Annotated in this window: 16 protein-coding genes; 11 read left to right on the top strand and 5 right to left on the bottom strand. The window is 36.2% G+C overall.

Features of this window, described 5'->3' with window-relative positions:
• The first annotated feature begins 2 nt into the window (after positions 1-2).
• On the top strand, positions 3-305 hold the full coding sequence (locus tag PZ898_RS08985; RefSeq protein ID WP_120231965.1) for a chaperone modulator CbpM: 303 nt from the start codon (positions 3-5) through the stop codon (positions 303-305).
• 37 nt (positions 306-342) lie between these two features.
• The gene (locus PZ898_RS08980; RefSeq protein WP_277695344.1) at positions 343-873 is read left to right on the top strand and encodes a hypothetical protein; all 531 of its coding nucleotides are present in this window, start codon (positions 343-345) and stop codon (positions 871-873) included.
• A gap of 58 nt (positions 874-931) precedes the next feature.
• Here the strand turns inward: PZ898_RS08980 and PZ898_RS08975 are convergent, their stop codons facing one another.
• Both PZ898_RS08975 and PZ898_RS08970 read right to left on the bottom strand, forming a co-directional pair.
• Positions 932-1924 carry a pyridoxal-phosphate dependent enzyme gene (locus PZ898_RS08975; RefSeq protein ID WP_062674320.1) on the bottom strand — a complete coding sequence of 331 codons (993 nt, stop codon included), beginning with the start codon at positions 1922-1924 and terminating at the stop codon, positions 932-934.
• A 160-nt stretch (positions 1925-2084) separates the two neighbouring features.
• Positions 2085-3314, bottom strand: coding sequence for an FtsX-like permease family protein (locus PZ898_RS08970; RefSeq protein WP_062674322.1), 1230 nt, complete (start codon positions 3312-3314; stop codon positions 2085-2087).
• Positions 3315-3318: 4 nt separating this feature from the next.
• Here PZ898_RS08970 and PZ898_RS08965 point away from each other — a divergent pair, with 4 nt between their 5' ends.
• Positions 3319-4515, top strand: a complete 1197-nt coding sequence (locus tag PZ898_RS08965) for a DUF1343 domain-containing protein (RefSeq protein WP_277695343.1) — start codon at positions 3319-3321, stop codon at positions 4513-4515.
• Here PZ898_RS08965 and PZ898_RS08960 read toward each other — a convergent pair whose 3' ends face one another.
• The 3 genes from PZ898_RS08960 to PZ898_RS08950 are packed head-to-tail and all read right to left on the bottom strand — an operon-like array spanning position 4516 to position 6543.
• Complete coding sequence (locus PZ898_RS08960) at positions 4516-4722, bottom strand: hypothetical protein (RefSeq protein WP_062674325.1); 207 nt, start codon at positions 4720-4722, stop codon at positions 4516-4518.
• A 4-nt stretch (positions 4723-4726) separates the two neighbouring features.
• The gene (locus PZ898_RS08955) at positions 4727-5353 is read right to left on the bottom strand and encodes a DUF3575 domain-containing protein (RefSeq protein ID WP_277695342.1); all 627 of its coding nucleotides are present in this window, start codon (positions 5351-5353) and stop codon (positions 4727-4729) included.
• A gap of 14 nt (positions 5354-5367) precedes the next feature.
• Entirely contained in the window at positions 5368-6543 is a 1176-nt protein-coding gene (locus PZ898_RS08950) for a thioredoxin fold domain-containing protein (RefSeq protein ID WP_062674328.1), read from the bottom strand.
• Positions 6544-6772: 229 nt separating this feature from the next.
• Between PZ898_RS08950 and PZ898_RS08945 the strand changes: the two genes are divergently transcribed.
• The 8 genes from PZ898_RS08945 to PZ898_RS08910 all read left to right on the top strand — a co-directional run bounded on the left by PZ898_RS08945 (position 6773) and on the right by PZ898_RS08910 (position 23982).
• Positions 6773-8356, top strand: a complete 1584-nt coding sequence (locus tag PZ898_RS08945; protein ID WP_277695341.1) for a histidine kinase — start codon at positions 6773-6775, stop codon at positions 8354-8356.
• A 129-nt stretch (positions 8357-8485) separates the two neighbouring features.
• Entirely contained in the window at positions 8486-11059 is a 2574-nt protein-coding gene (locus tag PZ898_RS08940) for a zinc-dependent metalloprotease (RefSeq protein ID WP_277695340.1), read from the top strand.
• A 6-nt stretch (positions 11060-11065) separates the two neighbouring features.
• Complete coding sequence (locus PZ898_RS08935; protein ID WP_277695339.1) at positions 11066-14395, top strand: SusC/RagA family TonB-linked outer membrane protein; 3330 nt, start codon at positions 11066-11068, stop codon at positions 14393-14395.
• A 12-nt stretch (positions 14396-14407) separates the two neighbouring features.
• Entirely contained in the window at positions 14408-15727 is a 1320-nt protein-coding gene (locus PZ898_RS08930; RefSeq protein WP_277695338.1) for a RagB/SusD family nutrient uptake outer membrane protein, read from the top strand.
• A gap of 79 nt (positions 15728-15806) precedes the next feature.
• Complete coding sequence (locus tag PZ898_RS08925) at positions 15807-16568, top strand: LytTR family DNA-binding domain-containing protein (RefSeq protein WP_277695337.1); 762 nt, start codon at positions 15807-15809, stop codon at positions 16566-16568.
• A gap of 662 nt (positions 16569-17230) precedes the next feature.
• A complete protein-coding gene (locus PZ898_RS08920; RefSeq protein WP_277695336.1) occupies positions 17231-18148 on the top strand; it encodes a sugar phosphate nucleotidyltransferase in 918 nt (305 codons plus the stop codon).
• Between the two features lie 103 nt (positions 18149-18251).
• Positions 18252-20180, top strand: a complete 1929-nt coding sequence (gene nagB / locus PZ898_RS08915) for a glucosamine-6-phosphate deaminase (RefSeq protein ID WP_277695335.1) — start codon at positions 18252-18254, stop codon at positions 20178-20180.
• Between the two features lie 910 nt (positions 20181-21090).
• Positions 21091-23982 (top strand): SusC/RagA family TonB-linked outer membrane protein, encoded by a 2892-nt coding sequence (locus PZ898_RS08910; protein ID WP_277695334.1) that lies wholly within the window; start codon positions 21091-21093, stop codon positions 23980-23982.
• The last annotated feature ends 20 nt before the right edge of the window (positions 23983-24002 follow it).

Raw genomic sequence — 24002 nt, 5'->3', positions numbered from 1 at the left:
CTATGAGTGAAAGAATATCACGGGAAGAACTCGTAAAAATCTATAATATAGAAATCACTTTTTTTGATGATCTTGTAGACTATGGGCTGCTGAATATTCAGATTGAGAATAATATTCATTATCTGATGTATGAAGATCTGCCCGATCTGGAAAAATTTGCCAACTGGCATTATGATCTCGAAATTAACCTGCCCGGCCTTGAAGTGATTCATAATATGCTGAAAAAACTGGATGCCCTGAACCGCAGAAACAGAGAACTGATGAATAAACTTTCTGCTATAAGCGATCAATATGAAGATATTTAGTTTAGTTTTGTAGCTTTTTAAAGTAAACTCTATAATTATGAATGAAGAAAAGGTGATTACACTAAAGCCGGACAGGAAGATTTTTGAAGATATTTATTTTAGCGGTAATCAGGGAAGTCTGCTTTTTTCACCTACTACAAAAAGTAAAACTATCGTTACCATAGCTGCTGCAGTGATTGTTTTCATCGTTTTTCTATTAAAAGACTTTATGAGTAAAGAAAATGCAGGCGTTTTATACTTCCTGAGTTTTATATTTTTGCTTTGTGCTGTTTTTTTATCAGTCAGCGTTAATAAAGTTTCAAGATGGAAAAAACAGGTGAATCATTATCTGAGCACGCTTGAAAGATGTAAAGTATACGAAATAAGATTTGGTAATAACTTTTTCACAGTCAATATTGATGGCGAAAAAGAGACCAGCGAATGGAAAGATTTTGAATACTTTGACAGCACTCATGAATTTATTTCTGTTGAAGGAAAATACAGTTACATGTTTCCCAGAAAATCAATGAATGAGAAAGAATACAGTTTTCTCAAGAATACATTGAAAGAGAAAATTAAAATCGATTAATAAAAACAAAAACGGAGCAAAATAATTTTGCTCCGTTTTTTATTATATACAAGTTAGCTTATTTGTTCTCTTCCAACCAGCCCATTTCCTTCATCCATTCGTCATTGTAGATTTTTCCTACATATCTTGAACCATGGTCATGAAGTAAAACGACAATTACATCATCTTTTGTAAACTGATCTTTCATCTGGATTAAAGATGCAATAGCACTTCCGGCAGAATATCCACAGAAAATACCTTCCTCTTTCGCCAGTTTTCTGGCATAGATAGCACCGTCTTTATCCGTTACTTTTTCAAAATGATCAATTACAGACATATCATAGTTTTCAGGAATGATATCTTCCCCGATTCCTTCTGTGATATAAGTGTAAGCGTGATCATAATGAAGCTCACCTGTTTCGTGGAATTCTTTCAGAATAGAGCCATAAGTATCCACTCCGATTACTTTGATGTCCGGATTTTTTTCTTTGAAAAATGTTCCGCACCCGGTGATTGTACCTCCTGTTCCGGCTCCTACCACAAAATGAGTCAGTTTTCCTTCTGTCTGTTCCCAGATCTCCGGAGCCGTGGATTCATAATGAGCGGCTCTGTTGGACAGGTTATCATATTGGTTGACATACCATCCGTTTTCCGTCTCTTTTGCCAGTCTTTTGGAAACTGAATAATAAGAACGTGGATCGGTAGGTTTTACGTCAGTAGGGCAAACAATTACTTCGGCTCCTACAGCACGAAGAATATCACATTTTTCTTTTGACTGTTTTGAATTGGTTACAAAGATACATTTGTACCCTTTGATGATGGCTGCCAAAGCCAGTCCCATTCCTGTATTTCCGGAAGTTCCTTCAATAATGGTTCCTCCAGGTTTTAATCTGCCGTCTTTTTCGGCATCCTCTATCATTTTAAGAGCCATTCTGTCCTTCACTGAGTTTCCGGGATTGAAAGTCTCTACTTTTGCTAATACCAATGCCGGAAAATCTTCACCTAATACTTTGTTAAGCTTTACCAGCGGTGTGTTACCTATCGTTTCAAGGATATTTTTTGCGTATTTCATAAATGTTTTATAAGCGGCACAAAGATAAGGCTTTTAAAATTATCTGCGCTGTGGATAACGTGTGGATAAGTTGTGGATAACACTGAAATCAACTGATACACAATCAATAACTTTCAATTATCAATTATCAATTATCAATTATCAATTATCAATTATCAGGTTAGTTGTACTTAATCGCTTTCACCGGAGAAATCTTACTGATCAGGTAGCTCGGAATAATCAAGGCCAGCCCTGAGATAATAAGAATTCCTACTGAGATAGAAATAATGGCAATTGGGTTAAGATCAACCGGAACAGTACTTACGTAGTAATTTTCAGGATTAAGTTTGATGATTCCAAAGAATTTCTGGATTAAAATCAGTCCTAATCCGATAGCATTTCCGTACAAAAGCCCCGGGATCATAATAATCAGGGTATAATTGATGAAAGTAGCTCTTATCTGTGAATTGCTTGCTCCTAATGTTTTCAGAAGGCCAATAGAATTGGTTCGTTCGATAATAAGAATCAGAAGAACCATAATGATATTGATCACCACTACAATCAGCATGATGATAATGATTAAAGCAATATTGGTATCAAAAATACTGATCCAGTCAGTGATCTGCGGGAATTTTTCTGTCGCTTTTTCAGCATAGTTTTTATATCCGATCAGTTTTTCGATGTCAGGAAAATCTTTGTCGATATCATTCACGTTCTTCAGGAAAATATCGATTCCGCCAATTTCATCTGGTTTCATATCCTGAATCTTTCTTGCATGATTGATTCCTCCGATAACAAATTGTTCGTCAATTAGTTTAATGTCAGTTCTGTAAATTCCGATAACTCTGAATTTACGGTAAAGCGGTTTTTGATCTGCTTTTAAAAATACAGTAACAATGCTGTCATTTACTTTAAGATGAAGATCATTGGCCACTTTCTGTGAAATCGCAACATCACTATTGAATCCTTTTTCTGTTACCTTCGGAGTTGTTCCGGCTATAAGGAATTTTTTAAATCTTAGACTGTCAAAATCCTTACCGATTCCCTTAAATATAATGCCTGCGAAATTGTGCTCATTACGCATAATTCCGGTAACCGTTACATATTTTTGGGTACTTTCCACATCGGGAAGTTCTTTTATCTTGGCAATATTGAGTCCCTGATTGTCCAGTACAGAAGTATTGTATGAAGAATTGGATCGTGTAGACCTTACGGTAATATGTCCGCTGAAATCAGCCAGCCTTTCTTTAATAGCTTTTTTTGAACCAAAACCAGTGGCTACGGTAATGAGGGAAACGATAATTCCCAATGCTACGGAAAGCCTGCCAATGAAGATGATAACCCTTGAAAGGTTATTTTTGTTATCTTTGGAAAATGCTATTTTTCTAGAGAAATATAAAGGAAATTTCAAGCTTATGAATTTAGATTTCAAAATTAAAAATTTACTTCTGATTTGCCTAATTTTTTTAGGAGTATTCAATCAATATTATTCTCAGACTCAAATTCAACCGGATTTTAAAACGGGTGCCGATCAGCCTGAAATTTACCTGCCACTGTTAAAAAATAAAACGATCGGGGTGGTGACCAATCAGACAGGTTTAATGAGTGATAAAACCCATCTGGTTGATTTTCTTGTAAAAAACGGAATTAAAATCAAATCTATTTTCGCACCTGAACATGGCTTCAGAGGTGATGCTGATGCAGGGGCAAAAGTGAAAAACGGAGTAGATGTAAAGACCGGAATTCCCATTGTTTCACTATATGGAAATAATAAAAAGCCAAAGCCGGAGCAACTTTCAGGAATTGACATCGTTGTTTTTGATATTCAGGATGTAGGAGTAAGGTTTTACACCTATATTTCCACTTTGTCTTATCTGATGGAAGCCGGAGCTGAGAATAATGTGGAGATCATGGTTTTGGATCGTCCCAATCCACATGACGGATACACTGACGGACCTGTCCTGAGAAAAAAATGGTCAAGTTTTGTTGGACTTCACGAAGTTCCCGTAGTATATGGGCTGACAATAGGAGAGTATGGAAAAATGGTGAACGGAGAGAAATGGCTGAAGAATCAAGTTCAGGCTAAATATACGCTTGTTCCGATGAAGAATTATCATAAAAAGCAGCGTTATCCGATGCTTGATAAACCTTCTCCTAATTTACCCAATGATAAAGCAATTAATTTATATCCAAGCCTTTGCTTCTTTGAAGGTACACAAGTTTCTGTAGGAAGAGGAACAGATCTTCCTTTCCAGATTTATGGTTCTCCATGGACGGAAAATCTGCCTTATCAGTTTACGCCCAAACCAAGTTATGGTGCTAAAGACCCTTTCCTGAACGGGAAGCTGTGTTATGGTGAAAACCTTTCCGGTTATCCTAAAGATTTAAGAGAATTGAATCTTGAATGGGTAATCAAAGCCTATCAAAACTATAAAAATCCACAGCAGGATTTCTTCCTGAAAAATCTTTGGTTTGATACATTATCCGGAACTGATGAATTGAGAAAACAGATTATCGCAGGAAAATCAATCCCGGAAATTAAGGCTTCGTGGAAAAAAGATCTGGAAAGTTTCGAAAAGATCAGAACCAGATATGTGGTGTACGAAGATTAATTAATCAAAATTTTGGGGCGGATTTTTATCATTTCTGCCCTTATTTAATATAAACAGTCCCACAGTCAGTCCAACAACTCCTGCAAAAGCTGTCATTAAGGCTCTCTGTAATTTATCAGGTAAATCATTCCCGATATAGTTCATTAAAAAAAGTATCACAAAAGTGATAACTGAAATGATAATATGATTTCTTCCGAATGGTTTCATTGTATTATTTTAATTTATAAGAAATCATGACACCTCCTCTGTATGGGATGATTTCACCACTTTTGTTAAACTTTTCTGCAGAATCATAACGTTTTCCTGTAGATTTGTCATAGCCTTTATAAAATCCTTGTGATGTTCCGATTGTTCCATAAATGTCCAGATTCCAACGCTCAGATAATTGAAATTGATATCCTGCTGTAACACCCAGCATCACAGAAAATCCTTTCTGGTACAGGTTGGAGTTTTTAAGGATTTCTCCATTCCAGTTTTCAAAAGTGCTGTCATTCCAATAACTCCATTTTGCGGCATTGTAAGCAGCTACGGATACGTTAGCACCTACATACCAATGTTTGAAAGCCTCAGTAAAGTAATATCTTCCTTCTGCAGAAATAGAGTAAAACTGTAGTTTATGCCCTCCGAAAGATTTCCACGGCGAAATGAAAACATCTCCCTGAAGGGTATATTTTGGACTGATTTGTTTTTCTATTCCAAGGTTTAAAATCCCTATTGGAGCAAATAAAGCATTACCTTTTATGTATAAACTTTTATCCTGTCCCCCTTGTTCCTGAGCGCTCAAAGTAGTTGCTGACAGGAAAGCTAAAATGCCTGCTGCTAATAATTTATATTTCATCCGGTTTATAATGTTTATTTTATCTGCTTTAATAGTTCATCTGCCAGTTGAGAATCCTTATTGCCCTGAACTGCTAAATTTTTAGACATTTCAGCATAGTTTTTTGCCATCTCTTTATTTCCCGTAAGGTGATAAAGTTTGGCAAGAATATAAGTGTTTTCCGAAGTCTCGCTTCTCATAACAGATTTTTCTGCCCATTCTGTAGCTTTCTTTAATGAAGAAGGAGTTTTCACATGATCTGCAAATATCCATGCTGCTCTCAGGAGTTCATTCGGATCAAAAGCATCAGAATTTTTATAATAATCTAAAGCCGCTTTCTCATATTCAGAAAAATTACTGTTCTGTTCATAATAGCTGAGTTTAGTCTGATTCAGCTTTTTAACAGCAGCTTCTTTCCCTACCAATGGTTCGGCAGCTTTCATGAAGTAGTCATCATTGATTTTTTTATTTTTATCATCAATAGACTGTTCTACTATTTTTCCCAGTTTCAGCTGGGCATCAAATTCATTGTACGTTTCTTCAGGAAGGAATTTAATAATCTCTGCTTTTCTGGATGCAAAAACAGGATAGTTGGTATCTTCCGATGATTTTACGAAGTAAAGAAGAAATCCGATTTCATCCTTTGTAAGCTCTTCAGTTTTCTTTTTATTCTGGAAATATCTTTCGGAAGCTTTTTTGGCAAATTCATAATCTGAGTTAGCGTTAAGCTTCATAATGTTGATCAGGAATTCCGGGTCTTTTTCACCGCCGGCAAAACGGTCTTTAAGAGAGCCTTTTTTATTTCCGGGTGAATTAATGTCCTGTGCCATTGCCACAAACAGACTTTCTTCCATATAACCGGTATTTCTGGAAACAAGTTCTCCTTCACCGTTCAGGAAAAGATAAGTAGGATAGGAACGTACTCCGAATTTTGAAGCGATATCTCTGCCTTCTCCCTTCTCCATGTCAAATCTTGCATTAATGAAGTTGGTGTTGTAGTAGTCACTTACTGCTTTCTGTGTGAATACATTTTTTTCCATCATTTTGCATGGGCCACACCAGGAAGCATAGGCATCAATAAAAACCAATTTCTTTTCCTTCTTGGCTTTTGCAATAATATCTTTGAATGGCAGCTCCTGAAACTGTATGGCTTCCTGAGCAGAGATCGCGATGGCACAAAAAATAGATAACCCGGAGATGATCTTCTTCATTTTCAAATAAGATTTGTAGGCGAAGATAATTAATTTTAAAAATATAGCATGCTGAATTGGTGGTATCAATGACGATATTAACGAACTTTAAGACTTCAGCTTATCTGGATTTTTGTTTTTTACTTTAAAATATGAAATCTAAATTTAATTCACTTTATGGTCCTGAAATCTTTGTTATATCTTTGCAAACGAATAATTTATACGTAGAGGAATCCATAATTTAGAGAATTTGATTATTAATTTTAAGCACGCCTTATCCAAAAAATCCATTTATATTACTGCTTTATCTGCCTGCCTGATCGCAGTGGCAGCATTTGCTGTTTTGAGTCTACTGATTACAGAAGACAGCCGTAAGAATACCGATGATTTTGCAAAGAAAACATTCTTCCGAAAGTATGAATCGATAGAACATGAGTTCAGGAATATTGAGGATTATCAGTATTTGCTTCGTGCTCTGATTCAGAAAGACGGACTGAAGAATTACAAGGATTATTCTTCGGTTTTAAATGATTTAAATAAAAAAAGAAATCTGCTGCCCTATAGCTGGTATTATTATGAAAACACCACTTCAGGAAAAACAGATAGTAATAATCCTTTATCCGGTATTTTCAGGAAGACAGATCGTAAAGAAAATTCTATTGTGATAAAGAATAACGGACCGGGACATTTTAAAGACCTTTTGCTTACCAAAAAGGACAGCATGTATTGGATTAGTTACGATTCTTTGATACTACCTGATAAAAACAAATTGTACTATGGCTCTACCGTAAGCCTGGATGATCTTCATCAATATTTTATTAATGTCGATAAAAGTTCCAATACCTACGCTTATGTCTTTACCAAAGAAGGAATCTGTATTACCCATCCTGAGAAGAAGTATATCGGAAAGAATATTTTTGACTTTACAGATATTAAAGCTAATGATACACTGACCAGCAAAACTGAAGCAGGATATACTAAAGGAACAGCCGTTTCAGAATATCTGGGAGTGGAGGTAACACGCTTTATAAAACCATTGAAGACTGATAATTTTGATGGATACACGGTAGTGAACCATGTAAATTTTATTATTGACGAAAATATCAGCAAGATAAAAACCTATACTGTTTATATTTTTCTGGCAGCGTTGTTTCTCATTGTAACGGTATTCATATTGTTTCAGAGAGCAACTAGCCTGGCTTATCAGGAAAAAGAAAAAATACAGTCTGAGAAGAATTTATTGTTGGTAGAAAACGAAAAGATGCACAAAGCAGAAGTGATCAATCAGCTTCAGCAGCTTAAAAATAATATCAATCCCCATTTTCTTTTCAACTCATTGAATTCCCTTTATATGCTGATCGGGATTAATAAAGAAAATGCACAGAAGTTTACCATGAATCTTTCCAGGATTTACAGGTATCTTATAGTACCTCCAAAAGATAATATTGTTCCGGTTTCGCAGGAAATTAAATTTATACAGCACTATATGGAACTTCTGAAAAGCAGGTTTGATGAAGAACTGAAGTTTGAATTGATTATTAATGCTCCTGAAAGTCTTGAAAAAAGAATTCCGTATTTATCCCTTCAGATAGTCACGGAAAATGCGACCAAACATAATATTGCAACGATGGATCAGCCTTTGGAAATTATCATTATCGTTGATGAGGACGGGATCACGGTAAAGAATACCTTGCAGCCTAAGACGGAAACGGTACAGGGAGAGAAATTCGGAATTGAATATTTGAATCAGGTTTATGGATATTTTAAGAATAATCTTCTTCATATTTCTGTAGATAGTGAATATTTCGTATGTTTTTTGCCTTTAATGAAGTAAAATAAAAATCCATTCACTCCCGAATTAGCACCATTCACTCCCTAATATTATATATATGATTCATGATACCTATAGCTTTGCTGGCTGAAACTAAGATATTTACTATTTGGAATGAATCGGACTATTTTAATGAAGAATTACAGACTTGCACTGTATCTCGGTCTTGCTATGGCCTCACCAATGGCAATAGCACAGAAAAAAGATAAAGATACGGTAAAGGTTAACAAAGAAAAAACAGATAAGACAGAGGCCTCTTCCTCAAAGAAAACAAAAAAAATTGAAGACCTGATCAAAAAGGGAACCTATAAAAAAGGACTCTTTAATACCATTCAGGTAAAGACGGATATTTATTTTGAAATACCTGACAGTTTGATGGGGCGTCAGTTTTTGGTGGTCAACAAGCTTTCTCAGGTACCCATGCAGGTCAATGAGGCAGGTTTAAACAAAGGAATGAACTATGAGAATAAGGTCATCTCTTTTTACCGTGATCCTGTAGCTAAAAAAGTATGGGTAAAAACGGTGGTTCCTAAAGTGTCATCCCCTAAAAATGACGCCATTACAAAATCTGTGAAAGATAACTTTTCAGAATCTGTGATTGAAGTCTTTGATATTGAAGCACAAAACAACGACTCTACGGCTGTAGCCATTAAAGTGAACAAAGTTTTTGACGGAAATCAGAAAAGTTTTAATGATGTGCTGGCCAATGTAGGATTGGGAGGATCTGTGAAGTCAAGTCTTTCTTATATAGAAGGAGTGAAAACATTTCCCAAGAACCTTGTGGTGAAGTCCCAATTGTCCACTTCTGTCAATGAAGGCGGGGTAGATCTTCCGGTAACTTTAGGCGTTACAACCAATCTGGTTCTGCTTTCTAAAATACCGATGAAACCAAGAGTAGCTGATTCAAGAGTTGGATTTTTCTCCGAAAAACACTGGTCGTTTAATGACAATCAGCAAAAAATGGATGAGAAATTCTTTATTACCAAATGGAATCTTGAACCGAAGGACGAGGACAAAGAAAAATATTTAAAAGGTGAGCTGGTAGAGCCTAAGAAACCGATTGTTTATTATATCGATCCGGCAACACCGAAACAATGGCGTGAAAAGATTATCGCCGGAGTACATGACTGGCAGGCGGCGTTTGAGCAGGCAGGATTCAAAAATGCAGTGATTGCGAAAATGCCGGATGAGAAAGATGAAGATTTTGATATTGATGATGTAAGATATTCTGTAATTACTTACGCCGCGTCGCCAAAGTCAAATGCAATGGGGCCATCAGTAGTAGACCCGAGAAGTGGGGAAATTATCGAAGCAGATATCATCTGGTGGCATAATGTAATGACTTCTCTTCACGACTGGATGAGAATTCAAACCGGACCTATTGATCCTAAAGCAAGAGGAAATAAATTCAGTGATGAACATATGGGAGAAGCGATCCGTTTTGTTTCATCCCATGAGGTAGGGCACACTTTCGGACTGAAGCACAATATGGGAGCATCCTTTGCATTCCCGGTAGAGTCGCTTCGTTCCAAAGAATTTACAGACAAAATGGGTGGTACGGCACCTTCCATTATGGATTATGCCCGTTACAATTATGTAGCTCAGCCGGAAGATGGAGTTACAGCAATCACTCCAAAAATCGGTATTTACGATAAATATGCCATCGAGTGGGGGTACCGTTGGTATCCGGATGAATTCGTAGAGAAAAAAGCGCTGAAAAACTTAATTGAAAAACATGCAGATGACCCGATGTACTTCTATGGAGAGCAGCAGAGCTACCTGGAAACCATTGATCCGCGTTCGCAGTCTGAAGATTTAGGTGATGATGCGATGAAAGCCAGCGAGTACGGAATCAAAAACCTGAAAGTGGTAATTAACAACCTCCTGAAATGGACGTATGAAGATGGTAAAGAATATACAGATGCCGGGAAACTGTATCTGGGCGTGATCGGGCAGTGGGATTTGTATACAGGTCATGTGATGGCAAATGTAGGAGGAATTTACCTGAACAATACTGTTTTTGGTAACAAGAAGAAAGCCTATGAAGCTGTTCCTGCAGAAATTCAGAGAAGAGCAGTTGATTATCTTGTTAAAAATGCCATCAACCTTCCGGAATGGTTATTCTTTAATCCGATTACAGAAAAAACGTATCCGGTTAAGGATTCACCAATGGGACCATTCGAGCAGACACCATATACCATGGCAAGAGGAATGCAGTATGCAAATATCTATTCTTTGTTTATGGATGACCGATTGTTGAGGTTACTTGAAAATGAGCTGAAACATCAGGTGTCTGGCTCTAAAGAAGAAATCTATACGGTTGAAAATCTATTTGATCAGGTTAGAACTGCCATTTTCAGTAAAAAAGGAAGCCTTACGATGCTTGAGAAAATGACTCAGAAAAATTATGTGGATGCTTTGATTGTCTCTGTGAACAAATTATTTGAAAAAACAGCAGTGAAAGGATTGAAAGTAGATGATACTTTGAATATGCCTACCATCTGTAATTTTCATGAAGATGATCATGGTTTGAGGAACATCAATTATTCATCCATGAAAAGAGTATCTGAAGTGACAACTTACAAGAGAGCAGAACTTCAGAAAGTTCTGGATTTACTGAACAGAACAAGGTACAGAGGTGATGATGCTTCCAGAGCACATTACACAGATTTAATCATTCGTATACAAGAGGCTTTAAACAAATAAACGGCAATGAAAAAAACTCTAATACTTTTACCTCTTTTGGCTGCTAATATAGCAATGGCCCAGCAAAAGAAAACCATCACCGGGAAAATAGAAGACGGAAATACGTCTCAGGTTATCACCGGTGCATCTATAAAAATCGAGACCCAATCGGTCTCTACAAAAACAGAGTTGGAAGGAATTATCGAAAGTGTATCAGTAGGTACGGTGACAGATAAGGACGGAAAATTTATATTGGAAATCCCTGCTGATACAAAAACGGTATTGGTAAGTTATCCGGGTTATGAGTCCAGAGTCATTCAGCTGAATGAAGGACAGACCAACTATACCATCAGACTGACTTCTGAGATTTCGGATAAAAATAAAATCCAGGAAGTTATTATCACAGGGTATCAGAAAATTGAAAAGCGTAAGCAGACCTCAGCGGTTTCTACCGTGAAAATGGACAACATCAGCCAGGCTGGTGTTGCCAGTGTAGACCAGATGCTGGCAGGGCAGATTGCCGGTGTGGCAGTAACTCCTGAAACGGGAGCTCCGGGAAGTCCGGCGAAGATCAGAATCAGAGGGACAGCTTCCCTTTCCGGTCCCCAGGATCCGCTATGGGTCATTGACGGTCTTCCGTTAGAAGGAAATGATGTTCCGAATTTTACGGATAAAGACAATATTGATCAGCTCCAGAACTTCTCTATCGCAGGCTTAAACCCTAACGATATTGAAGATATTACCATCCTTAAAGATGCAGCGGCAACAGCTATTTATGGAGCAAGAGCAGCCAACGGAGTTATCTCTATCACCACCAAAAAAGGAAAGAAAGGAAGTCTGAAACTGAACTTCTCAGCAGACACTTTCGTTACCTCTCGTCCTGATTTTGATAAGCTGAATCTTTTAAATGCTTCCGAAAAAGTAGATCTGGAACTGATGCTTGCCAAGCGTGCAGATCTTACGTACCGTGCCGATAAAGGAGAAGTAATGAGAATTCTGACGCAGAATAACCAGCTTGATGCTTTCAGAAACGGAGGGTTTGATGCTTTGAACTCATTCACACGCCAACAAATTAACGGTTTAAGAAATAACAATACAGACTGGGGCAAACTGTTATACAGAAATGCCATCAACAAACAATACGGATTAAGTGTTTCAGGAGGAAGTGACCGCGCAGATTACTATTTCTCCCTGGGATATTATGATGAAGAAGGAACAACTATCGGTACAGGTTTTAAGCGTTATAACCTTACTTTAAAAAACAATTATAAACTAAGCGATAAGTTAAATGCAGGAATCTCTATTTTCGGAACGCAGAGCGAACGTACATCTTTTGTAACAGATGCTGATGCTTCAATCAACCCCGTGAATTATTCAAGAAATGCCAATCCTTACATGAAGCCTTTCAATGCGGATGGAAGCTACAATTATGATAGAGATATGGATGGTTTTGAAGATCGTTATATTCCTTTCAACTTCCTTGAAGAAAGAGAAAATACCAACTATTCACTGAAAAATAACTCTTTGAAAGCAATTTTAGATTTAGAATATAAAGCTTCAAAAAGTTTAAGATTTACTTCTCAGTTGGGACTTCAGTATGATGCTAATAAAACAGAGAAATTTGCAGCGGAGAATACCTATTTTACCAGAAAAATGAAAGAAAATACCCGTTACTACAAAGACGGTAAATACAATTACTTTCTGCCGGCTGGTGCGGTAAAACAAAACTGGGATAATGATTTCTTCCAGTACAACTGGAAATTACAGGCGGCATATAGCACGAAGATCAATAAGCATGAAATTGATTTGATGGCAGGAACAGAAATCCGTAAAACAGAAGATAACACAACCATCACGAGGGCTTTCGGATACGATCCTGTGACAAGAAGAGCCACAGCAATCGTTTTCCCGAATTCAAGTTTTGCAGCTGATAAAAGATATGAAACCTACCGTGAAGCAGCTCCTATCGAGAATGCCTATGCATCTATGTTTGCTACAGCTTCTTATACGTATGATCAGAAATATACATTCTTTGGAAGTGTGAGATATGACGGTACTAACCTGTTTGGAGTTAACAAAAAGTATAAATACCTTCCGATATGGGCCGTTTCAGGGTCATGGCTGGTAACGAAGGAAGACTTTATGAAAAATATTTCTGCTGTATCTAACCTTAGATTGAGAGCATCTTACGGTCTTCAGGGAAATATCGACAGAAACACCTCACCATTCTTTATCGGTGAATATAATGATGCCACCATTCTTCCTGGAGGAAAAGAATCCATTATCAATGTTCTCAGCCCTCCGAACGATAAACTGAGATGGGAAAAAACAACCAATACCAACTTAGGTCTTGATTTGGGATTGTTTAATAACCGTGTAAGCCTTACCGCTGATGTCTACAGCAGAAAAGGTACGGATATGATCAGTATGAAAGAAACTCCTTTGGAAACAGGATTCGAATATACGATGATGAACTGGGGAAGCCTGACCAACAAAGGGTTTGAACTGGCGATATCTACCAGAAATATCAATCATGATAATTTCAAATGGACGACTACCATTAACTTTGCACACAACAAGAGCAGAGTATTGAGTGAGCAGCCGCGTGATAATGCATTGCTTCCATCAAGAGAAGGACTTCCGGTAAATGCTGTCTTTGCTTTGAAAACTGCAGGAATGGATGAACAGGGAAACCCATTATTCTGGAAAGGAGATCAGAAAATTTCAGCAGCAGAATTCTTTAAGTTATATGATGTGTATGCAGATTTCCTGCCAGGGCAGCTTGTTGATACCAAACTTTCAAATGCTGAGCTGAGAAGCCTGTTTACTTATGTAGGAGACAGAGATCCGAAATTTACCGGAGGGATTATCAACACCTTTAAAGTAAGTAATTTTGACCTTACCATCTCTGCAACATTCAACCTGAAGCAGACAGTAATGAGAACGCCTTCTTACCGAGGTATGGAGTTAGACAGAGGAAGAAACTACACAAGAGATATTTATGAAGCTGGAGGTTCGCTTCCGGGAATTACAAGTCCTGATATGGAAGCTAACCCGGACGGATGGATGGCCAATAAATGGTTTACAGGAAACCGTTCCAATGCCTACAGCTTACTGGATGTATGGGCAAAAGAAATCAGCTATATCAGAATCAGCAGCATCCGTTTAGGGTATACACTTCCTAAAGAATTTACAAATCCGATGGGGATCACAAGTTTGAGACTGAGTGTTGAAGGGCGTAACCTGTTTGTATTCAGCAACGGATACAAAGGATATTTCGATCCGGAAACGTATGGTAATATTTATGCACAGCCTATCACCAAGTCGGTGACCGTAGGATTTAATGTTTCTTTTTAAAACTTGAGAAAAATGAGAAAAATTACAGCAATCATAGCTCTTGCAGCAATCAGCTTTATCAATATCGGATGTGACAGGTTTCTGGATATTCAGCCTGAGGGAAAAGTTATTCCTACCACAGTTGAAGATTACAGAAAAGTACTTACATCTGCCTATTCAAAATATCCTGTTCATAAATCTCTGGTAGCCCTTCGTACCGATGAGGTGAATATTGATGATAATTCAACGGATTTTATTTCCTATCGTGAAATTGCGATGTGGAAAGACGCTAATAATGATCAGGCATCTACAGAATTTCCATGGGTAAGCTTTTATTCCGTGAACTTTTATCTGAATCAGATTATCAATGAAGGAAGTAAAACCATGCAGGATTCTCCTGAAAAGAATCAGATTTTAGCAGAGGCGTATGCTCTTCGTGCTTACCTGTATTTTGATATGGTGAATTTATATGGAAAACCGTACAATAGTGCTACAGCTTCTACCGACAGAGGCGTTCCGATCAGTCTTGAAATCGATCTTGAGCAGGTATTAAAACCATCTTCAGTACAGGAGGTGTACAATCAGGTTCATGCAGATCTTAAAAAAGCAGAAGATCTGATGGTAGAACAGAAACAAGCAACAGGATTGAACTACAGATTTTCAAAAGTTGCATTGCTGGCTTTTGAAGCAAGGGCAGCCCTATATGAAAGAGACTGGAATAAGGCTTTAAACTATGCAGATCAGGTATTGGCAGTAAAAGGAGATCTGAGCAATTTAAATACGGTAAACACACCACCTAACCATTATGCTTCCCCGGAATCGATCATGGCTTTGGATAATACATGGGATAATTCTATAAAAAACTTGTCTTTTGCATCTCCGGAATTGATTTCTTCATACAATACTACGGCAGATAAAAGGTTTGGCATGTATTTTGAAAAAAATGGTAGTAAGTATAAAGTCACCAAAGGAGGAAGTTTAGAATTCAAAGTGTCTTTCAGAACAGCAGAGCAGTATTTTATAAAATCTGAAGCATTGTTAAAATTGAACAAGCTTGCAGAGGCTAAAGAAACACTTCTGAAAGTAATGAAAAACAGATATACTCCGGATGGATATACTTCAGTACAAAATGCGGTGAACTCAATGGATTCCACAGCATTTATGAACTTTATCCTGGATGAGAGATTCAGAGAATTTGCTCTGGAAGGCCAAAGATGGTTCGACTTAAGAAGAGCAAATCAGAAAAAAATAAGCCACACCATTAGTGGTAATGAGTATATTCTTCAGCAGAATGATCCGCGATATACCATTGAATATCCAATGAGTGCGAAGAAGAATAACCCTAATTTATAGAACTTCATATCAAATTCAATACAGAGGAAACCGCTTGAACTTAATTGTTTCAGCGGTTTTTTTGTACTTTTGCATCGTTATGAAAATTGCCATTATAGAAGATGAACTGCTGGCTGTGAATTATCTGAAAAATCTTTTGGATACACAGAGCATAGTCCCTGTTACAGAGACGGTTATTCTTCGTTCCAAAAAACAGGCAATTGAGTTCTTTGAGAAAGATTCGGCTGATCTTATTTTTATGGATATTCATCTTGGAGATGGAATGAGCCTTGAAATTTTTGAACAGATAGAGCTTTTTAGCCCAATTATTTTCATTACCGCATTTGACGAATATGCCATGAGGGTTTTCAGGCATTTCACCATTGATTACCTTCTGAAGCCTTTCGAGGAAGAAGATTTGCATAAAGCTTTACAGAAATTTATTTCTATAAGAAATAATTTTGATCCTGAACCGGTTCTTAAATCTATTTCATCACTGCGACAGGCAGAAGATGAGGTAATGAAACGTTTCATGGTAAGAGAAGGAAATAAACTCAAATCAATAGACGAGCATAACACTGCCTACTTTTTTGCCTCCGGGAAGTACCTTTTCCTGACTACTAAAGACCATCAGACCTATATTTATGATGATACCATTAAAGATATTATTCAGAAGCTGAACCCTGAAATTTTCTTTAAGATCAACAGGAAATTTATCATTAATAAAGATGTGGTTTCCGAAATTATCAAGCATTCCAGCCAGAAAGTAGAGCTTAGACTTTCACCGGAACCGGAAGTGAATACTGAAATTTTTATCAGTAAAATGCAAATCGCTGAATGTTTAAGCTGGTTGAATAAGTAATTTTATTTTTCAGTTACAGAAATAATCTATCATTTTATTAAAGATTTTATCTTGAAGCCAAAAATTCCTCGAAAGATTCTTTTTTCATCATTTAATCTTTTTCTGAGCAATCATTTTCAAATGTGAAAATTATTAACCAAAATAATAAAAAAAATCTACTACACCGATACTACATGATTTGTTTTTGTTTTCAATATGTTGTTATTCAGTAATTTGTATAACATGTATCAATTGAATATAATACACTTATTAATGAATTAATAATGATTTTGTAGTAAAATTTTTATTTGCAGCTTCCGCTCTTGTTTTTAAAATTTCACCCATTGTGAACAACCCATAACTTTAAATTAAACCTTATCACATCTTATTATTTTACAAAATTCTGTGATTTTCTGGTCATAAAGAATTGGAACAAATTCATTGTTATCATCATACTTATTTATTTTTATAATATTAAGTGGTTGTAAATCAATTGTATATTGTTGTAGTGTATCTTTGTAGTACCTGTTCTTTTTGTTTTTTATTGAAAATATATAAGTTTTGTATAAGGTTTCATCTTATGAATTTGTAGTAATTTTTGTCGGAAACTTAAAGTTTGCTTAGAAAATCCCCGAATGTAGATTATAATTTTCAAGATACTTATCCAAAATTTATTAAAGAAAATGAATACAAATCACCACCATCCTACACTTATCATTTTAGCAGCCGGAATGGGCAGCAGATATGGAGGTCTTAAACAGTTAGATATATTTACTCCACAGGGAGATACCATTATAGATTTTTCTTTATATGATGCATTGCAGGCTGGTTTTAAGAAGTTTGTTTTCATTATTCGTGAAAGTTTTGAAAATGAGTTTAAGTCATTAATAGAAAAAAAAATAAAAGGAAAAGCCGAAATAGAGTACGTGTATCAGGAGATTGATCGTGTCCCTCAGGAATATCTAAATGCAGAACGTACCAAACCCTGGGGAACAGGACATGCCTTACTGCTTACCAAAGATGTGGTACACGAAAACTTCGCCATTATTAATGCTGATGATTTTTATGGGAGAGATGCCTTTATGGTGATGTATGATTTTCTAAAAAAGACAGATATCAACTCTTATCATTTTAGTATGATAGGCTATTTACTGAAGAATACGGTTTCGGACCATGGCTATGTTTCCCGGGGTGTATGTGAGGTAGATTGTAATGGAAACTTATTAAATGTAACAGAAAGAACATATATAGAGAAAAGTGAAAACGGGCTAAGGTACAAAGAAGAAGATGAGAGTTTTACAACAATTGAAGAGGAGGTAACAGTATCTATGAATTTTTGGGGTTTCACACCCAGGTGTTTTGAATTTGGCAATGATTCTTTTAAGCGTTTTTTAGAGAAAAACAAAGGGAGTTTGAAAGCAGAATACTATTTACCCACTTTGGTTGCCGACAGTATAGCATCCGGAAAAGTTAACGTAAAATTACTGAAATCTAATGACAGGTGGTTTGGAGTTACCTATTCTGAAGATAAAGAAATTGTACAAAAAAGGATTTCAGAACTAAGAATGAAGAAGCTGTATCCTGAGAATTTATGGGAATAAGCTGGCATTACAATTTTAATGTAAGCATTCAACAGCAGATTCTCACAGGTTTCAACAATTAGGTATAAATTTAATTTTAGCACTTCCCAAAAACCAAATTAATATGTTAAAAAGCACAATAGATTCCTCTACAGGATTCGAGAAAAGATTTGAAAAGATAGAAACAGTTATTTTCACGGATTCGCTTTCAGCTTCAAAATCTGTAGCAAAAGAAATTTCTGATCTTATACGCGTCAAGCAGTCCCAGAAACAACCTTGTATTTTAGGGCTGGCTACAGGGTCTTCTCCCAAGAGCTTATACGCAGAATTGGTACGAATGCACAGAGAAGAAGGTCTGAGCTTTAAAAACGTAATTACTTTCAACCTTGACGAATATTATCCTATGGAACCAGATTCCGTACATAGTTATGTTCGTTTTATGAAAGAGTTATTGTTTGATAAAGTAGATATTCTTTCTGAAAATTATCACATTCCTGATGGAACATTATCCAAAGAAGAAATAGCAGATTATTGTACAGAATACGAACTTAAAATAGAAGCCTTAGGCGGGATAGATTTGCAGGTTCTGGGTATTGGTGGTAATGGTCATATCGGATTTAATGAATCGGGTTCCCTGCAAAATTCCAAAACCCGTCTTGTAGCTTTAGATCATATCACAAGAGTAGCAGCAAGCAATGAGTTTTTAGGACTGTCGAATACTCCCAGAACAGCTATTACATTGGGAGTGAAGAAAATAATGGAAGCGAAAAGAGTAATACTCCTGGCGTGGGGGGAATCTAAATCAAATATTATAAAAGAGTCTGTAGAAGGCCCTGTTACCAATCTAGTACCAGCCTCTTATCTGCAGGAACACAAAAATGCCACTTTTGTGTTAGATCAGGCAGCTGCTCATAAGCTTACCCGAATTAATACTCCATGGCTGGTAGAAAAAATAGAATGGACTGATGCATTAATCCGAAAAGCAGTTTTGGGGTTAGCCCAAAAAATAAAAAAACCAATATTGATGCTTACCGATTCGGATTATATAGAAAACGGAATGAGCGATCTGTTGGCAGATAAAGGGCCAGCCTACAATATCAATATTCAAATTTTCAATAAATTACAACACACCATAACGGGGTGGCCGGGAGGTAAACCAGGAGCAGATGATAGTAATAGACCAGAAAGGAAAACTCCGGCCAAGAAAAGAGTTCTTATATTCAGTCCGCATCCGGATGATGATATTATTAGTATGGGCGGAACTTTCATAAGGCTACACCAGCAGGGGCATGAGGTTCACGTTGCTTATCAAACTTCCGGAAATATAGCCGTAGCAGATTCTGAAGCATTGCGGTTTGCTAATTTTGTTTGTGACTACAACGAAATGTTTGGTATAGAAAATAATGCGGCACAAAAGATTTTTGACAAAGCAACCAAATTTTTACAAAATAAAAAAAATAGTGATATAGACATTCCTGAGGTAAGGCATATCAAGGGCTTAATAAGGAAAGGAGAAGCAAAATCCACTTGCTATTACGTGGGAATACCAGATAGTCAGATTCATTTTTTAGAAATGCCTTTCTATGAGACAGGCAGAATAGAAAAAAAACCATTAAGTACAGAAGATATAAAAATTGTAACAGATATAATAGACAAAGTAAAACCACATCAGATATACGCAGCTGGTGACTTAGCAGATCCTCATGGAACACACAAAGTATGTTTAGATGCTGTTTTTGAATCTGTTAAGAATTTAAAATCGAAGGAATACATGAAAGATTGTTGGCTATGGCTATACAGAGGAGCATGGAAAGAATGGTCTATAGGAGAAATAGAAATGGCAGTTCCCCTAAGCCCGGACCAGATTTTGGAGAAACGCTATGGAATTTTCAAGCATCAATCTCAAAAAGATGGAGTCGTATTCCAGGGAACGGATATGAGAGAATTCTGGCAAAGAGCAGAAGAAAGAAACAGAGAAACAGCTGAAACCTATCATAAAATGGGGCTTGCTACTTATGCTGCCATGGAAGCTTTTGTAAGGTGGAGATTCTAAAAAATTAAAATTCAATAAACAGGGTAAACAAAAAATACAAGCTCTGGTAAAGGCCGTAAATGATGTAGAACAAATTTTAAAGGTTAATTAAAGGGCATTATGCCTATATTTTAAGAATATATTGCAGAAATTTTAAAGATTTTGCAAAGTATTTGGGTAGTTGTACTCGAAATTCTTTGCACTTTATTCCATGCTTTGATAAGAAGTAATTCTTCACTAATGCAAAATCTTATCAATCTAATTTAGGTACACCTTATTGTACATCTTTTTGAATTAATTAATGATGGTTTGGGAAACCTTTCTAAACTTATTCACAATTCTTTTTCTTTCAATGCAAAAAAAGTTGTAAAGCCAAAGATGTTGAAGGTATCTTTCAATGTTTTTTGGCTTATTATTCATTATTAAAAAAACACAAAACAGAAGCGGGTAAAACATACTTTTTGCGTGAAAAATGTTGCTATGGAACGGTAAAAAGGTTACCTGAAACATTTTGAAAATGAACTCTAAACTTGCTTACTGAAGATTTTTTTAACCTTTAAAAAACTAACCTTAATATTTAATTGTTGATCCATTGGAATAAAGTTAAAGCGCTGATATATTAAATGTTATCGGTGTTTTTGTGTTGTTCTTATTAAAAGTAAGAATTAAGTCTGTCAACCATCATCAATTTACAGGAGGCTTTTTAATAAGGCATATTCTAATCTTTTTCAAACTGGTGGTAAAGGGATAAAAACTGGTGGTTACCAGTATGCAGGTGTGAAGTAAAAATATACATTTGATTAACAAATAGTTAATGTTTTAGTAATAGCCAGTTCCCTCTCAGGCAAAGGAAAAAATAAGAAAAAGAGATTAGTAAGAAAGCAACTACTCTTAGGTAAAATATTATCCAATAAATAAAATTAATAAAAGCATGAAGAAAAAAAAGATTATTTTGAGTGCAGTTCTAATGTCCTCTATACCATTTGTGTATGCACAGGAAACTAAAAACAAACCTTCGGACACCCTCATGAAGAAAGTAAAAAATGTGGAAGAAATTGTTTTGGTAGGATACGGAAAACAGAAAAAAGGAACTGTTTCCGGATCTATAGCTTCTGTTGACAAAAGGATACTACAGGATCGCCCAACAACAAGTTTAACCGCCAGTATACAAGGTGCTTTACCCGGAGTTACAATTAAATCTTCTTTAAAAGATGTAGGTTCTGTACCTGATTTAAATATAAGGGGAAGGAGTGTTGCAGGTAATTCCCCACTTTATATTATTGATGGTATTCTCTCAAGTGCTGCAGACTTTTCCAGACTAAGTCCGGCTGATGTAGAAAATATAAGCATATTAAAAGATGCTTCAGCAGCTATCTATGGTACAAGAGCTGGCTACGGGGTAGTTCTTGTCGAGACCAAAAAAGGGGGTGGAGGTAAGATGATTATAAGTTATAATATGTATAATGCCTATCAGACTCCCACTTATTTACCTAAATATGCAGATGCTGTTGGATATATGAAGCTAAAAAATGAAGCCTATTACAATGCTAATAATAATGTTGGTCATTTTTCTCAGTATAAGGAAGAGCAAATAGACTTTACTGCTGCAGGTACAGATCCAGACAGATACCCTAACACAGATTGGTATAAAGAAACTTACAGAAAAATGGCCAATGTGCTTAATAATGAGATTAATGTATCGGGTGGAGATAAAACTCGTTATTTTGCAAGCTTAGGATATTTGAAACAGGAGTCTCTATCTCCTACAAAAGGAATGGATAGATATTCTTTCAGAACAAACACCTCCTCTAAATTAAGTGATAAACTTACAGTAAACTCTAATATATCATTTATCAAGCAAATGATCAATGATAAGGGAGATGATATTAATACTACAGAATTGGCAAGAATAACTCCTACTATGGCAGTAAGACAGTCCAATGGATGGTGGGGATCTATCAATGCTGGTAAAGTCGATAATACATTTGCAAATACCAACCCCGTGAGAAATAACATAGAAGGCGGAGATTCTAAGTCAAATGATCAAAAATTTATGGGGGCATTATCTGCAAACTATGTTCCTCTAAAGGGATTAAATATAGATGCCCAAGTCAGTTACTCAAACTGGAACTATCGTTTAGGGGAATTTACAAATACACTAAACCCTGTATACAATTTTTTAACTCAAGCTCCTATTAGTGCAACTGCGAGAGCAGTTAATAACTATAAAGAAAAATGGGAATCTGATGAATTACTCAATACTCAGGTCTTGGTAAGTTATGAAAAAAATATATCATCACATTATTTTAAAGTGTTGGGAGGGGCTTCTTATGAGGATTATACCTATAGAAAAATAGAAGGTAAAAAATCCAATATACCAAAAGATGGATTACATTCTTTAAGTGCTCTTAGTACCCTTGATGGAACCTTAGATGAATTGAAATCTAATACTCAGCAATATGCTTTCCAGTCTGCTTTCGCCCGTATCAATTATAATTATCAGGAAAAATATTTTTTAGAGGGTATTATAAGGGCAGATGCATCTTCACGTTTTGCTAAAGAAAACAGATGGGGCTATTTTCCGGCAGTTATGGCTTCCTGGAGGTTAGATAAAGAAAATTTTATTAAAAACCTGAATTTTATTAATACCCTGAAATTGAGAGGTTCTTATGGAAGCGCCGGATCTATCAATACTATTGGTTATTATGACAGTCAGACCTATATGGATAATAGTTCTTCAGTTCTGGGGAATGCTATAGTAGGGGCAGTGGTTCCGGGTAAACTTGGTTTTTCGGGTATCGGTTGGGAAACAATTGTTACCAAAAATATAGGTTTAGATGGATCTTTATTCGGTAATACTTTCACTTTCTCAGTAGATTTTTATAACCGTCTTACAAAAGGTGCATTAATGAATAATCAATTAGCTTATGAAACAGGTGTACTCATAGACAGTAATCAAGACAAAAATCAAACACCTCCAATTAATGCCGGTAATGTAGAAAATAAAGGAATAGAAGTTACTTTGGGATATAATAAAAATTTTGAAAATGGGGACTTTTACATCAATGCTAATTTTGCTAAAAATCAGAATAATATTCTATCACTTGTCAATAGCAAACCCCTATACAATGATTATTGGATAACGCAAGTAGGAGGTTCAATTGGTGATTTCTACGGATATAAAACTGCTGGTCTCTTAACCCAGGAAGATATTAACAATAATTATCCCAGATTATACAGTTCCTCTCAGCCTGGCGATATCAAGTATGTAGATATCAATGGAGACGGAGTTGTTAATGAAAATGATAGAACGGTAATAGGAAATGATGTTCCCAGTTTCACGTATGGTTTAAGTATAGGAGGCAGATATAAAAATTTTGATCTCAGCGTAGTAGGGCAAGGGGTAGCGAATGTTCAGGTATATCTGGATAAAGAATCCTCTCAGGCATTTTTCAATGGTGCAGGGGTAAAGCAATATGTTTTAGATAACAGATGGACTCCTGAAAATCCAGATCCTAATGCTTTGTACCATAGAGTATTGCCGGCTGGGGGTGGAACTCAGAATATAGGTGTCACTTCAGATTTTTGGCTTTTTGATGCAAGTTACTTCAGAATCAAGTCTGTTACTTTAGGATATTCCCTTCCTCAGGAAGTAGTTAGCCGCATAGGATTGAAAAAATTCAGAATATATGCAAACTTAGAAAATTACTTTACGCTGAGAGGAGACAAAAGGGTGAAAGATTTTGATCCTGAAATGGCTAGTGCTCGTGCCACATATCCGAATTTAAAAACCGTATCGTTTGGTATCAATGCAACCTTTTAACTTAAAATGAAAAAAATAAA

It is taken from the genome of Chryseobacterium sp. WX (genome assembly GCF_029542485.1).
GTDB lineage: Bacteria > Bacteroidota > Bacteroidia > Flavobacteriales > Weeksellaceae > Chryseobacterium > Chryseobacterium cucumeris.
Note: the sequence above shows the minus strand (reverse complement) of the source record. Positions and strands in the feature narration are given on the sequence as shown.

Excerpts from the sequence above, each read along its gene's own strand:
- PZ898_RS08955 (WP_277695342.1), bottom strand. The coding sequence starts at position 5,353 with ATGAAATATAAATTATTAGCAGCAGGCATTTTAGCTTTCCTGTCAGCA.
- nagB (WP_277695335.1), top strand. The coding sequence starts at position 18,252 with ATGTTAAAAAGCACAATAGATTCCTCTACAGGATTCGAGAAAAGATTT.
- PZ898_RS08975 (WP_062674320.1), bottom strand. The coding sequence starts at position 1,924 with ATGAAATACGCAAAAAATATCCTTGAAACGATAGGTAACACACCGCTG.
- PZ898_RS08910 (WP_277695334.1), top strand. The coding sequence starts at position 21,091 with ATGAAGAAAAAAAAGATTATTTTGAGTGCAGTTCTAATGTCCTCTATA.
- PZ898_RS08920 (WP_277695336.1), top strand. The coding sequence starts at position 17,231 with ATGAATACAAATCACCACCATCCTACACTTATCATTTTAGCAGCCGGA.
- PZ898_RS08960 (WP_062674325.1), bottom strand. The coding sequence starts at position 4,722 with ATGAAACCATTCGGAAGAAATCATATTATCATTTCAGTTATCACTTTT.
- PZ898_RS08925 (WP_277695337.1), top strand. The coding sequence starts at position 15,807 with ATGAAAATTGCCATTATAGAAGATGAACTGCTGGCTGTGAATTATCTG.
- PZ898_RS08980 (WP_277695344.1), top strand. The coding sequence starts at position 343 with ATGAATGAAGAAAAGGTGATTACACTAAAGCCGGACAGGAAGATTTTT.
- PZ898_RS08930 (WP_277695338.1), top strand. The coding sequence starts at position 14,408 with ATGAGAAAAATTACAGCAATCATAGCTCTTGCAGCAATCAGCTTTATC.
- PZ898_RS08940 (WP_277695340.1), top strand. The coding sequence starts at position 8,486 with ATGAAGAATTACAGACTTGCACTGTATCTCGGTCTTGCTATGGCCTCA.
- PZ898_RS08935 (WP_277695339.1), top strand. The coding sequence starts at position 11,066 with ATGAAAAAAACTCTAATACTTTTACCTCTTTTGGCTGCTAATATAGCA.
- PZ898_RS08950 (WP_062674328.1), bottom strand. The coding sequence starts at position 6,543 with ATGAAGAAGATCATCTCCGGGTTATCTATTTTTTGTGCCATCGCGATC.
- PZ898_RS08985 (WP_120231965.1), top strand. The coding sequence starts at position 3 with ATGAGTGAAAGAATATCACGGGAAGAACTCGTAAAAATCTATAATATA.
- PZ898_RS08965 (WP_277695343.1), top strand. The coding sequence starts at position 3,319 with ATGAATTTAGATTTCAAAATTAAAAATTTACTTCTGATTTGCCTAATT.